The organism is candidate division KSB1 bacterium (assembly GCA_022562085.1).
Taxonomy (GTDB): Bacteria; Zhuqueibacterota; Zhuqueibacteria; order Oceanimicrobiales; family Oceanimicrobiaceae; genus Oceanimicrobium.
The window spans coordinates 1-12,922 of record JADFPY010000104.1 but is presented as its reverse complement, the minus strand read 5'-3'; the positions used below and the strand labels follow the sequence as shown (position 1 = coordinate 12,922).

The following is a 12,922-nucleotide window of genomic DNA, read 5'->3' as shown; positions in this document are numbered from 1 at the left end:
CGGGTTTTTTAGCGCCAAGGTTTTGCCCCATCATCGTTGCTGCGGCATTGCTCATACCCCATGACGGTAAAATGGAAAATATCACAATGCGTATAGCAACAGTATAACCTGCAACGACCTCACTGCCAAAAAGCATCATAATTCGAACCAGGCCAATATAGCTCGAGGTCGCAATAATGAATTGCCCGACGCCGCCTAATGAAAGTCGCAAGAGCCGCTTCATCACCGCGAATTGGATTTTGATTTGCTTTCTGGCTATGGTGATTCGACCTTTGGTATTCAACAACGAGTAAATCTGGAATAAAACAGCTGTGCCCCTGCCAATGTTCGTCGCAATCGCAGCACCTTTGATGCCTAATTCAGGAAATGGACCTAGCCCAAGAATAAGACAGGGATCGAGAACGATGTTAATAAGATTGCCCAGCCACAAAACCCGCATTGCGATAGCGGCATCCCCGGCGCCTCGAAATATAGAATTGATAATGAACAGAAGCATAATCACAACATTGCCGCCAAGCATTATTGAAGTATAAATGGAGCCAGACTCGATAATACTTTCTGAAGCACCCATGAGCTGCAAAAGGTTGGGAGCAAAGAAAATACCGAGCACTGAAATAGGTAGAGAAACAAGGAGCCCAACTGAAATCGCTTGAACGGCCGCGACTGATGCACCCTCCTTGTTCTTCTCGCCAATACGGCGTGCAACCATAGCGGTCGTAGCCATGGCCAGACCGATACCGACTGCATAGACAATTGTCAGCATAGATTCGGTAACCCCAACTGTGGTCATCGCATCGGGACCCAGCTTAGAAACAAAGAAAATATCGACCACCGCGAAGACGGATTCCATGGACATTTCCAGCACCATTGGAATGGAGAGCAGCAGAATTGCCTTGCCAATACTCCCTTCGGTGAAATCCCGCTGTGAACCCGCAATCGCCTCGCGAATATCTTTCCAAAGATTGCTTAATTTGCCATTTGTCTCTGATTTAAAATCGTCAGAAACAATTGAACCATTTGGTTTTAGTGAATCACTCATTTTTATTATTCTTTCGGTTTGAGTGTGAAACTGCAATGCAGGATATTTTTAATCCTGAAAGACTGATTGTTTTTTTGTTAATTTAAAACTAAAAAAGAAGGAAAGATAAATCGCAAAAGGTGGTGCAGGCGAATGGTGGAATAAAGAATTCTGGTAGGGATGACGCTAAATTATCCAACGTTAATGCATCGCCGGAAATTGAACCGGAACCTAACTAAGCGAGCTATCTGCCTTCCGTTCTCACAATGACGGTTGGGAATTTGGCTAGCATCGGGCTTCTCCTTTTGTCTGATTTTAAAAATTATCTATTTAAAGTTTTTAAGATACAAATTAATTTTAATTATACAAGATTTTTTTTGGGGTTAAGAAAAAAAATAAAAGCTTGAAGACTTCAAGGAAGAATGTAGGAGATTGGGGAGTTGATATACTGTGTTAATACAACCATAGTTAGAATTTACCTTAATTCAAATATCATTCCATATTTGTCTCTTTTCTCCTGGTTCAACCACTCTGGAAAAAGCGTCTCTTCATCATACTTAATTTTGTTTAGTCTGACATTGTTAAAATTAACTTCTTTAAGCAATGATTCACTTAGATCTGCGCCTTTTATGTTGACTCCGGTAAAATTTGCGCCCTGGAAATTGACGCCGGTGAGTTTTACCCCTTCGAAGTTTGCTTTCCGCAAATCGGCCTCTTCGAGGTTGGCGTTTAGTAAGTTCGCATTTTTTAAATTGGATTCGGCCAGAAATGCACCCGCCAGGTTTGCGCCCATCAGATTGGCTCTTTCAAGGTTGGTGCCCCGAAAATTTGCACCGATTAACCAAGCATTTCTTAAGTCGGCATATTTAAGATTTGTTTTTCTTAAATTGAGAAAATGATTCTGTTCGACTTCTTCATTGAGCCATTTCCGGCGTCCGATAACAGATAGAATTGCCTGTATGTTAGTTGCCAGTCGTTTTTGTTTAAAGGAGTCATCGCCATTTTCAATGTTTTTTTGCTGGTCATTTAAATCAACAGCTTCCGGGTTGAACGGTAAGTTTTCCCGAACATAGGCCGTCAAAATCTCCATTATAATCCAGTGATCCATTTCGGACTCGGAAGCAATTTTTTCCAGCATAAAAATTCCAGCAAGCTGAATTTCGAGTTTATGAGTTCCTAATTGCTCAACCGCGCGACTGAAACGGTCAGCAATCCGCACCTCATTTGTAATTTGTATATTCTTTTCTATAGCAATCATTCTGCGATAGATCAAGTAAAGCCCGAATAGAGCTGCTACTGCTGCGATGGTTAAAATCAGAGATCTTCTGGTTTCAAAAATAAAAGTAGACAGTTCTTGAGAGGTCAAACTTTCCGAAGCAGATACCAACCAGTGGGGGATATTCCAAATGAGTACGATCACCGCTGTGATTACCAAAAGTAGAAGAACGTGCCTTATGTAAAACAGGCCATTTTTCATATATTCACCTTAATCATTTACAACTTAATTTATACTGACATTGACCCATTTTTGAAGAGCAATTTATTGAAATACTTCATTGCTTCTTCATTGATAATTTGGGAGTTACAAAAACTATATTTGAATGAAAACCAGGCTGGATATTGAGAGAAAAAGCGTAATCTTTAAAGAAAACCAGCTTAACTTAACCATACACAACACAGCATCTAATCGATTCGGTTTGGAGAATTCCAGAAAAACCGGGTCAGCCCGAGATCGGTGCCAAACCAGATATGATCGCCGTCTGGTAAAATAGCGTTGACATGGTTATCGATCAAACCGTCTTCAATAGTAAACGTGCGCCATGATTTGGTCTTGCGGTTGTATTTCATGACGCCCTGGTCTGTGCCGGCCCAGACTGCTTTTTTAGTCGCAATCACTCTGTTAACACGGGTTTTTGGAAAAAAACGCCCCTCTGGCACGCCTCGCCACTCCTGCTTTTCTAGGTCAAAAACATCGATGCCTGCCAAACTGCCAAACCAAATTTCATTTTCATAGCGCGAAATTGATTTGATTACATTCGTCGTCGGGCCGCCGATTTCATCGCTGAATCCACCTTCTCGCTTGTAAGTATCATATACATAAATACCTTGATTGGTCGCCGCCCAGAGGAGATTTTCCATCAATTCCAAATCATAGACTTCAACTATAGTTAGATTCCCCGGACTGACAGGCGAAATTTTTAGACTGTCCTTTTTTCCCAGGCTATTTTTTACTATCCGATCGATGCCATTGGCCGTGCCAACCCAGATGGTTGAATCGTCTGTGACGGTATCAAAAATAATATTGTCCGAAAGACCGTCAAAACGATCGTAGGTCTTCCAATTGCCGCTTCTGGTGGAATAAAGAGACAATCCATAGCCGGTTGAAAACCAAATAGTGTCACCGTCCACAGTAATTGAATTAAATTCGTCGCTGGTCAGTTCGGAAATGCTTCTTTGATCATAGGTCTTCCAGGTGTCTCGATTCAAATCCCAGGCAGTAATACTCTGCTGACTTTGATTGCTGCCCTTTGCGCTTGCAATCCATAAAACTTCATTATGGAAATTTAGAGCATTCACCCCTGTTTTTGCTAGCCCGTAATCGAGCATATCCAATTGCAGCGAGCGAAGGTCGCCTTTACCTGCACCTAACCCCCAGGTGCCAATCCAAAGGTTGCCCCAATTATCCGAAACTGCTGCGGTAATATTAGCCTTTTTAAAATTAAAGTCCTCAATTATTCCCGCGGGATTAAACAAGTAGCCGTTGCTCATAAAAAAGTGCGGCAGATTCTTAATCCGGCTCGCAGCTTTACCAAACCAGCGCACGTTTTGATCATTTAAAGGATTGCCAAAACGGGTATTTCCTGTCAAAATGATACCGCCGAACTTATTCGATTCGAATAACCTCCCGGCTCGGGTTAAGAATAAAATTCTATTTGAGGCAATTCCGATCGATACAATCTCATCTGAAAAAGGCAGACCAAATTCGTCTTTAAAAGAATTATGCCATTTTTGGGCAGTGGGATGATAATAACTGACAGCAGTGCGGGACGCACACCACAAATAGCCTGTATCTTCATCGAATGCTACGCTCAAAATTTCGTTGTCGGCCAGACCGTTGCTGGTGGTCCAGGGAAAATTCCAACTATTTCGAAATTGATCGTAACGGGTGATTCCGGATTGAGTTGTGCCAAAATAGACGTACTCAGTGCCCACTGCAATCGAGGTGACAAAGCGGGCGACAGAGTAACTGATCCAGTCACCTTGTTCGTAATTGGGGTTGGTTTCGCGGATTCGGGGGCGGGATTCCTGAGAATAAATTTGAGTCCAGTTAGTAAGAATGAGGCTGAAAAAAAGGGAAGGAATTAAATATTTTCGAACTATGGAACAAAAATTTTCCATTTGAAATGTTGAGCAAACTATCTAATGTGAGACGAGCCAATTTGCTTTTGCATCGAAGTTATAGTATTTAGCAAAACCTCTTTGGGTGCATTTTGCGAAATCTTTTCTTTCAAGTTTTCCAAAAAATCGTTTAAGATTCTCTCAAGTCTTGCTTCACGGTAGGCTTTTGCAAATTGAGGATCTTGCATTTGGCTTTGAAACAATTTCATAATTAGTCATTTTTTAAGTCTCGCTTGGTATTTTTTCCTTAAATTTTTAGCCTTTTCTATTTCTTTTCGTGGGGTTTTTTGTGTTTTTTTAATAAAACCGTGAGTGATAATAATTTTCGCGCCGCTTTCATAAAAATATAAGTTTCTTACTATCTTATCAAACAACGAAACTCTAATTTCAAAAATACCATCTTCTAAATGTTTCGACAAACTTTCTTTTATCGGAAGGTTCTGTTTTTTATGCTCAAAAAAGTAATTATTGTTTCAAAAACTTTAGCTCTTTCTTTTGTACTCAAACCTAAAATAAATTTTTCAAAAGGGTTTTGTATTTTCTATCTCTACATATTCAATGGACCACCCCTTACTCATAATGTAAGTTAACCGGATACAAGAACTAATGCAAGAATTTTATTCTTGCCCATTCTCCCCTCCCATTCAAAAGCCACTTGATTTTATGAGCATTTTCCGGAGTCGCTCTAACGTTTAGTATGACGGTATTTTCATTGTAATCAGAGTCAGATACCTCTGCTAAACTATGAATTTTAGAAACCATTTCGGAGTCGCTAATGTCAATTGTAACTTCCAAATCCACAATTGCTTCACTGGACATCTTGACTATTTCTTTTTTCAGGTCCTCCAAGAACATTCCTTTGGTTGCGGAGATAAAAACCGAATGTTCATATTCATTTTTAAACCTTTCCACCAAACCCTTTTGCTCGAGTTTGTCAATTTTATTAAACACATAAATCGTCGGTTTGTTTAGAATTTTCAATTCATTCAACACATCTTTTACAACGGAAATTTGCTTGAAAACAAGAGAGTGACTGATGTCGACAACATGCAGAAGCACATCGGCTTTATTCGCTTCTTCTAGAGTGCTCATAAAAGAGGCAACTAAATTATGCGGCAATTTCCTGATAAAGCCAACCGTGTCGATGAGCAGTAAGTCGGAATGATTATCGGCTTTCATTCGGCGAATAGTCGAGTCTAATGTTGCAAACAGCCGATCCTCAACGAAAACCTTTGAGTCAGTAAGCGCGTTGAGCAGAGTTGATTTTCCGGCGTTGGTATAACCGACGAGAGCTACTTGAGTCGTTAGTTCTCGGCCACGCCGCCGCACATCTCTTTGATTTTTTATCTTAACTAAATCTTCCGAAAGTTTGCTGATTCTCTTGCCGATGAGACGACGGTCGACCTCGAGCTGGGTTTCGCCCGGGCCCCTTGTGCCGATCCCACCGACTTGCCGTGACAAATGGGTCCACTGTCGGGTTAATCTTGGAAGCAAGTACTTGAGCTGTGCTAATTCAACCTGGGTTTTGGCTTCGCGGGTTTTTGCACGACTGGCGAAAATATCTAAAATCAAACCGCTGCGATCTAAAATTTTTTTGTCTGAAAGCCGCTCAAGATTGCGGATTTGCGCCGGGCTCAAGTCATCGTCAAAAATGATTAAGTCGGCACTGCGTTTTTGCGCTAATTCAGAAAGATTCTCAGCCTTACCTCGACCCACATAAAAAGCAGGATCTATTTTTTCTTTTTCCTGAATAACTTTATCAGCAACAACGGCACCTGCAGTATCAGTCAGTAAAGCGAGTTCTTCCAAATGATCTGCTGTTTCCCAGCGGTCGGTCCCTTTTTTGATGACCCCGACCAGAATGGCTTTTTCTTTAGCGCTAGAATTAACTTCGTACAAGTAACTTAAATCCTCCTAGTGCTTTGATTCCTAAATAATAATGCAAATAGGAATAAATCAGAGATGAATGACCAAAGCTTGGTTTTGAGTGTCATTAATTGTCATTAAGTTATTTATTGTCATTTCTTAATGACCAAATGACTGTGCAATGACTTTAATGACTGTTCAGCATACTTGACAAACAAAATGCCAATTAGTTTTTGAACGTTAATTAGAAATCACTAGCCTATCTTTTTATTGTGAACTACTGCGTTTTCTTTGATTAACACCATTTCAATTAATAAAATTGAAAGTGCAATCATAATCAAAAATTTCCAAAATTCCCTGCCGAAACGGGTTTCATTAAGCTTTTCAGCAATGTCACTCGACTGACTAATTTCATAAACTTGTTTTGCATTGAGCGCCTCAGCTAATTCCTCGGTCGTAAATGTAGCGTTTTCAGATTCAACCGGATCCGTGTTGACAGCCCACTGAGTAGCGATTTCATTGTTATGGTTAAGCGTGTAGATTCCCGGTTGATCTGTATTTTTGAAACGAACCAGGTAATTACCTTTAGATACCCCAGGTTTAATTTTAACTTCAACTTCATCCGGTTTTTTAATTGCTAAACTTGCCCCGGAAGCCAGATTCTCAGATGCGAAACCAAGCTCGTTTCCAACAAGTGTCTCATCATTTTCAACAGAGGCAGCGCCTGCCAGATAACCAATTGAGCGGTTTACCAGCGGAACAAAAAGCCCTCGAAAAATCAGGTCCGACCAATCTTCCGAAATGCCGGTGGTCATATAGATAATTCGACCCTTTTGGAGCTTCGACTCGAACAAGAACGGCGCTCCGTTGTTGTATTCGATTATTTTGTCTAAAGGTTCTTTCGAGCTGACATTTAAAGTAAATCGAATATGTGGTGATTCCACCCTTTTTTCATCTTCAAACACGCCTTTAAAAATCGGGTGGCTAAAATCGATTTTTCCAAATGAAAGAAATTGCTCTCCACGCCCTTTGGCAGACGATTGAGTCAAAAGCGGCAGGTTTAATCTTTTATGTAATCCGTCATTGTAATTTCTGAGATCGACATTGGCACCCAAAAATATCATGAGTCCACCGCCCTCGCTGACGAACTTTTGTAGTTTTAACGTTTCTGCATTATCAAACTTTGAAACATTTGACACGATCACGACTTCGGTGTTATCCAAATTGTATTCAGCGAAATCCCTGGCTAAAATTGGCTCAATTTTAATATATGAAGAAACTTCCTTTTGCGGCCGAAGCGCCAGGTTTAGATAATAAGTATCTTGTTCTCGATTTCCGACCAGCAGAACTGGAATTTCTTCAGGGATTGTAAATGTGAAAAACCTGCGGTTGTCTTCGATTAAATCGTCATCCTCTAAAAGTACGAACCCGGATTGAAATCCGGTTTGGTCCGGCACGAAACGGAAAACCACATTTGCAGCGGAGTTTGCTTCCAGATCGACAACATTTTGGCCAACGCGCTTACCATTTACGAAGAGGTGTACGAGCTTGTTGTTGGCTGCATTTTCGCCATAGTTTTTAATCGTGGCTTTGATCTCGGCAACCTTGCCTTGCTCTAATATTTGATTTTCAAAAGAGACATCGGTGACGCCAAGGTTTTCTTCGTTTGAAATTGTCACCGGCAGAACAAAAAGGTTGACATCATCGCCTGTTAAACTTGTACCGTTTGTATTTTCCGAGATATTTAGTCCCGCTTTCTGCATATCGCAGATAAAATAGATTTCTTTATTAATGTTCGAAGAGGCCGCCATAATTTGATTGGCAAGTGCAATGGCCGCTAAGTAGTTCGTTTTTTTATATGACAACTCGGTTTGACCAATCAGATCTTTTATATTTTCAAGGCTGTATCTTGGACCTTCATGTGCGAAAATTGGTTGATCCTGCGGGTAAAGCAAATACATTTCATCCCCGACCCTTAATAAATCTACCACTTCTAACGCTCGCTTTCTTGCCGCATCTAAAAGTTTTTGTCCCTCAAATTCTCTTCCCATACTTAAGGTATTGTCAAATATTATCACTGCGGTAAGCTGGGCGCCTGCTGCCAAAGATGAAGAACCGGAACTTTTCAGGGTTGGACGCGCAAAAGCAAGGATGAGGATTAAGACTAAAAGCGTTCGCAGAATCAAAAGTAGAATTTGGCGGATTTTCAACCGGCGGATTTTTTGCTTCTGAAGTTCTTTTAAGAATTTCAGACTGCTGAAAAAGATGGTCTTGGTTTTTTGTCGAGTGAATAGATGAATGAGGATAGGAATGGCGATAGCGGCGAGACCGAATAAAATTGCGGAGTTTAGGAATGTTAGCATTTAGTCGGAAAGAAGATCCTATAAGTTTTACTTTGCACTGTTAATTCATGAACCACAGAGACACGAAGGCACAGAGATTTGATAAATATTGGGGTTATTTACTTGCAAGCCACCATAGTCATTTCTGATTTGAAAAAATTTGTTTTGAAACGTTTTTCTTTATAACTTTTTTTATTCTCTGTGTTCCTTCGGCTACGCTCAGGACAGGCCTTTGTGCCTCTGTGGTAAAATTTTATGAATAATATAGGTTAGATTCTGAAATTCGAACTTCAATAATTTATACTTTGGCTTTAAAAAGGAGTTCATTTACTTAAATATTTTCTGCATCAATTTCGAAAACCCTTTCAGCAAAGGCTGAATCGGCATCGGGTCCGGCGGGTTAATGGATTCGCCTGCGATTGCCTTTCCGGGATTCTCTTGGAAAAGCAAATTTGCACGATATTCTCCCCAGCCTTCGGCAACTGCATTTCTGGCGGCTCGAAGCTGCAGCGGCCGCCTTTTGGTGTTGTGTCCATCGCTGCCGACAAAATGCACCAGGTCGCTGTTCAGCAATATGGTTGCAGTATCTTTAACCGGGGCTCCGTGTCTTCCGAGAATGCTTCCGGCGTTCAGCTGCAGCAAAGCCCCGCGCTGCACGAATTCATAGGCCCGCTCCGGTTTTCTAATGACGCCGCCGTTTCTTTCCGGGTGGGCGATGATGGGCACCATGCCATCCGAAATGAGCTTAAAAAAATGGTCTGCCACGAATGTGGGAATTCCTTGCATGGGGAACTCTACCAAAAAATATTTTTTGTTATCGTTATAAGTGGAAATGGTATGAAACAGTTCCATGTCCGGTTGAGAATAGAGCTCGGCGCCGAGGTGAATTTTGATTCCGATCTTCTCAATTTTGATCCGCTCCTGGAGTTCTTTAAATTTTGTAATGATTTCACCTTCGCGTTCATAATCAAGATTACTCAAAATGTGATGAGTGATAGCTACTTCCTTAGTACCATCTTCCTCCGCTTGGCGCAGCATGGCCATTGTGTCTTCCCAGGTCACGGGTCCGTCGTCGATTTTCGGTAGAACGTGTGAGTGAATGTCGATCAATTTAGTTCCTCGTTGGCTTGTTTTTAACTAAGCAGATTTCTTTTGTACTTTCTTCGGTTGCTTTGCAGGAATGCCATTTAGCATGCCTTCGGTGCTAATATCTTCATCGATGTCCGGCCAGTGAACACCAATGCCGTTGCCAATGATTTCAAATTTTTCACGCTGTTTTTTAGTTGCATCTGACAACCGCCACGACCATGCAAGTGGTACACTAATAGTTCTTCCATCTTCAAGATCGGCTATAATTATTTCTTCAGTAATTTTGAGATTTTTTATGCGCGGTTCAATATTAATCACAGTGCTCATGCCATGCCTCTCTTATAATTTCGTTATTTGATTGAATAATTTTACGAATTTTGTTTAGCTCCTTTGCTGAAAAACCATGATTTTTTGCCAACGCAATTGGTTCAAGCTAAAACTTAGAAATCATTTTCTCGCGACTCACATGAACGTGCATTGGTTCGTTGCAATCAAAACTAAAGAAAAAGAACCGAAAAGCGTTTGAGAGCTGCTTGATGGTTGGCATTAAGTAACCAACTCATTAATATCAACACCAGCCTGTCGCAGCATAGCCATTGTGTCTTCCCAGGTCACGGGTCCGTCGTCGATTTTCGGTAGAACGTGTGAGTGAATATCGATCAAAGTTACTCCTTATGATTTTAGATTCTAACAGGCCTGGTTAGAGAAGCACAAGATTAGGTTTATGAAGAGAACCACTCTTTATAGACATCAGGGCGTCGATCACGAAGGAATAGACGCCGGGCATGTGACGTTTCTGTTTCGTCCAGATCTAGATCACAATAGAGGATTTCTTCAGTACCCCTGGAGGCTCGTGCTATGACCTCGCCAGCCGGAGAACAGACAAAGGATTCTCCCGAAAAAACCAGCATAGTCTCTTCGCCAACGCGATTGCATAATGCGGTGAAGAACCCATTTTGAAAAGCCGCAACTTGCATTTCTGCTTCATAAAGCCCCGCTGGCCATTCGTCAACCGCGCCGGCTTGGGGAACAAAAACAATGTTCGCTCCAGCAAGGGCGAGGGCACGCATGTACTCGGGATAATGCCTATCATAACAGATGGCCACACCGATCTTACCAAACGCTGTTTCATAAACCGGTGCGCCATGGTCACCTGGGTGGTAATAGCCCTTCTCATGGAAACAAGGATAGTCTGTAATATGAACCATCCTTGTCGTACCCAGCAGGTTGCCATCGGAGTTTATTACGGGTGAAGTATCATAAGTCCGGTCACCGTCTCGCTCGAATAAATTGAGTATGATAACCACGCCCAGATCAGCGGCCAGTTTTGAAAATAATTCTGTAGTTGGTCCCGGGATGGACTCTCCCATCTGTCTTATTTTCTCCGTTGCTGGAATTTGGGGATAGAAAGGTTCAAATGCCAGTTCTGAAAAACCGATCATTTTTGCGCCATTTTCAGCGGCAACCTTTACTGCTTCGAGACCCTTGCGGCGGTTTTCACTAATGTCTCTCGAACTCTTTTGTTGAATAAGCGCTATTTTCAGTTTCACTTTTCCTCCTCTGCTGTCTCATACGCCATCTGTCTGGTGGAAACAAAGTTATACTCACATAAAATCGAATCCTATCTTTAGTACCGTCTTTTTCGACCTGGTGCAGCATGGCAATTGTGTCTTCCCATGGTCACGGGTCCGTCATTTATTTTTGGTAGAACGTGTGAGTGAATGTCGATCAAGTTCGCTCCTGGTTAGATTTCAAGCAAATAACAATAACACTTAGCTTAAACAGTCTGGCCAAAGCATTTTCACACTTGACACCAATTTATATTTGCTTCTTTACTTCTTCAGGCGTCCGAATACCGCCTCCAAAGTCCACTTTATTCAACATTGACATACGTTCTGGCAAATTCTTCAGGTGTAATTGCGGGAATTGGGGAATTTTCAAAATCAGGAACGTTTCGGCTAATAATATGATCACAGTGGAGATCTTCGGCAAGACTTGCTACAACAGCATCCTCAAAATCGTCAATTTGTAAATTTCTTGCACGTTTGAATAACGATTTGTCACCGCCGACAAAATCAAACTTCTCTAATAACCAGTCAATTCTCTCATTGGCCCGCTCTTTGTTCGTATATTTTGAAATGAGATAATAAAGAGTCGTCAAAGCATGGGCAGGAATGATCCCTTCAACTTTATTTTTTAAAACTTCACTTATGACAATGGAAGAAAACTGATAATGGGGTTCACGCTTTTGAATATGATCAAGGAGGATATTTAAGTCAAGCATAACTTTCATCTATGCTTTTCCTCGATGTAGTCGTAATATTCCTTTTGTGCATCAATATCTTTCGGAATCAGCCCAGAACCTTTTTCAATATCCGGATGATAAGAATAGTTCTCTAAAATCTGCAATTGCTGGATATATTGATCTATGAGTTCCGAGATGCTTTTATTTTGCCGTTTGGCATAGGCTTGAAGAAAAGTTAATCCGGACTCGGGTAGTTGAATGGTTAATTGGGTTTTGTCCATCTGTCACTCCAAAATATGAATTAGGTTTTGTTTAATATTCAAATAAAATCAGATAGATTTAGTTCCATTAATTCTTAAGCTGAGCCATGCACCGCCTCCGCAAATTCCCTAATCAGTTCTTCAGGGGTAAGATTAACGACTCTGTTAAATTCAACAGTGAAATTTTCAGCACTGTTCTCAGGTACAAGTGCGCTAATTAAACCCTGCCTTTTCAAGTCTGAAAGTTCTTGTATGGTGCGTCCGTCTAGGTTGATTGTCTTGTTTGTCATTATGTGCCCTCCGTGTAATGAGAAGCAATTATAACATTATTTGCTTCGTCAAGTAAACAACTAAAATTACAACTAAATCAGATAGTTAGTCTACTAGCTCCCCACCATTATACTTCATAATGGCTTCAATGCTGTCTCCCATAGCATCCATGTCAGTACGGCTTACGATCAAGACAGTACCATCCCTCTCTATATCCAGTGCCATCATAGACAACTCATCATAAGCATTGCTCTGATTGGTGTCAGAATAAAATTCAAAACTAATTACTTCACTCATTATTTCTTCTCCTTCATCGTAGTTATCCAGAATAAAATCATCCCTCATACGGTCCCACATTGTTTCGTTTACAATAGTCATCTGAATCAAATAACTGGTCAATGTCTTCAGTAGTGAACAGTCCCTCCGGTGGACG

At 41.1% G+C, this 12,922-nt stretch carries 12 protein-coding genes and 2 pseudogenes; all 14 read right to left on the bottom strand.

Annotated elements, in window-relative coordinates:
• On the bottom strand, nucleotides 1-1,039 hold a 1,039-nt coding region (locus IH879_10705; GenBank protein MCH7675406.1), incomplete at its 3' end, for an MATE family efflux transporter.
• Nucleotides 1,040-1,493: 454 nt separating this feature from the next.
• The gene (locus IH879_10700; protein ID MCH7675405.1) at nucleotides 1,494-2,495 is read right to left on the bottom strand and encodes a pentapeptide repeat-containing protein; all 1,002 of its coding nucleotides are present in this window, start codon (nucleotides 2,493-2,495) and stop codon (nucleotides 1,494-1,496) included.
• 206 nt (nucleotides 2,496-2,701) lie between these two features.
• The gene (locus IH879_10695; protein MCH7675404.1) at nucleotides 2,702-4,417 is read right to left on the bottom strand and encodes a hypothetical protein; all 1,716 of its coding nucleotides are present in this window, start codon (nucleotides 4,415-4,417) and stop codon (nucleotides 2,702-2,704) included.
• 215 nt (nucleotides 4,418-4,632) lie between these two features.
• Nucleotides 4,633-4,955, bottom strand: a pseudogene (locus IH879_10690) (type II toxin-antitoxin system RelE/ParE family toxin).
• Between the two features lie 65 nt (nucleotides 4,956-5,020).
• Entirely contained in the window at nucleotides 5,021-6,316 is a 1,296-nt protein-coding gene (hflX, locus tag IH879_10685) for a GTPase HflX (GenBank protein MCH7675403.1), read from the bottom strand.
• 221 nt (nucleotides 6,317-6,537) lie between these two features.
• Nucleotides 6,538-8,646 carry a BatA domain-containing protein gene (locus IH879_10680; protein ID MCH7675402.1) on the bottom strand — a complete coding sequence of 703 codons (2,109 nt, stop codon included), beginning with the start codon at nucleotides 8,644-8,646 and terminating at the stop codon, nucleotides 6,538-6,540.
• A 306-nt stretch (nucleotides 8,647-8,952) separates the two neighbouring features.
• Entirely contained in the window at nucleotides 8,953-9,735 is a 783-nt protein-coding gene (locus IH879_10675; protein ID MCH7675401.1) for a hypothetical protein, read from the bottom strand.
• Nucleotides 9,736-9,762: 27 nt separating this feature from the next.
• Nucleotides 9,763-10,041 carry a DUF2442 domain-containing protein gene (locus IH879_10670; protein ID MCH7675400.1) on the bottom strand — a complete coding sequence of 93 codons (279 nt, stop codon included), beginning with the start codon at nucleotides 10,039-10,041 and terminating at the stop codon, nucleotides 9,763-9,765.
• Nucleotides 10,025-10,261 (bottom strand): annotated as a pseudogene (locus IH879_10665) (DUF4160 domain-containing protein). Before IH879_10665 ends, IH879_10670 begins: the two are co-directional and overlap by 17 nt.
• A 175-nt stretch (nucleotides 10,262-10,436) precedes the next feature.
• Nucleotides 10,437-11,258 carry a carbon-nitrogen hydrolase family protein gene (locus IH879_10660; GenBank protein MCH7675399.1) on the bottom strand — a complete coding sequence of 274 codons (822 nt, stop codon included), beginning with the start codon at nucleotides 11,256-11,258 and terminating at the stop codon, nucleotides 10,437-10,439.
• Nucleotides 11,259-11,587: 329 nt separating this feature from the next.
• Nucleotides 11,588-12,007: a PIN domain-containing protein gene (locus tag IH879_10655; protein ID MCH7675398.1), complete on the bottom strand. Its 420-nt coding sequence runs from the start codon at nucleotides 12,005-12,007 to the stop codon at nucleotides 11,588-11,590.
• Nucleotides 12,004-12,240 carry a hypothetical protein gene (locus IH879_10650; GenBank protein ID MCH7675397.1) on the bottom strand — a complete coding sequence of 79 codons (237 nt, stop codon included), beginning with the start codon at nucleotides 12,238-12,240 and terminating at the stop codon, nucleotides 12,004-12,006. Before IH879_10650 ends, IH879_10655 begins: the two co-directional genes overlap by 4 nt.
• A 74-nt stretch (nucleotides 12,241-12,314) precedes the next feature.
• Complete coding sequence (locus IH879_10645) at nucleotides 12,315-12,509, bottom strand: hypothetical protein (protein MCH7675396.1); 195 nt, start codon at nucleotides 12,507-12,509, stop codon at nucleotides 12,315-12,317.
• A gap of 85 nt (nucleotides 12,510-12,594) precedes the next feature.
• Nucleotides 12,595-12,786 carry a hypothetical protein gene (locus tag IH879_10640; GenBank protein ID MCH7675395.1) on the bottom strand — a complete coding sequence of 64 codons (192 nt, stop codon included), beginning with the start codon at nucleotides 12,784-12,786 and terminating at the stop codon, nucleotides 12,595-12,597.
• Between the last annotated feature and the right edge of the window lie 136 nt (nucleotides 12,787-12,922).

Excerpts from the sequence above, each read along its gene's own strand:
- IH879_10700 (MCH7675405.1), bottom strand. The coding sequence starts at position 2,495 with ATGAAAAATGGCCTGTTTTACATAAGGCACGTTCTTCTACTTTTGGTA.
- IH879_10695 (MCH7675404.1), bottom strand. The coding sequence starts at position 4,417 with ATGGAAAATTTTTGTTCCATAGTTCGAAAATATTTAATTCCTTCCCTT.
- IH879_10680 (MCH7675402.1), bottom strand. The coding sequence starts at position 8,646 with ATGCTAACATTCCTAAACTCCGCAATTTTATTCGGTCTCGCCGCTATC.
- IH879_10670 (MCH7675400.1), bottom strand. The coding sequence starts at position 10,041 with ATGAGCACTGTGATTAATATTGAACCGCGCATAAAAAATCTCAAAATT.
- IH879_10655 (MCH7675398.1), bottom strand. The coding sequence starts at position 12,007 with ATGAAAGTTATGCTTGACTTAAATATCCTCCTTGATCATATTCAAAAG.
- IH879_10650 (MCH7675397.1), bottom strand. The coding sequence starts at position 12,240 with ATGGACAAAACCCAATTAACCATTCAACTACCCGAGTCCGGATTAACT.
- IH879_10645 (MCH7675396.1), bottom strand. The coding sequence starts at position 12,509 with ATGACAAACAAGACAATCAACCTAGACGGACGCACCATACAAGAACTT.
- IH879_10640 (MCH7675395.1), bottom strand. The coding sequence starts at position 12,786 with ATGAGTGAAGTAATTAGTTTTGAATTTTATTCTGACACCAATCAGAGC.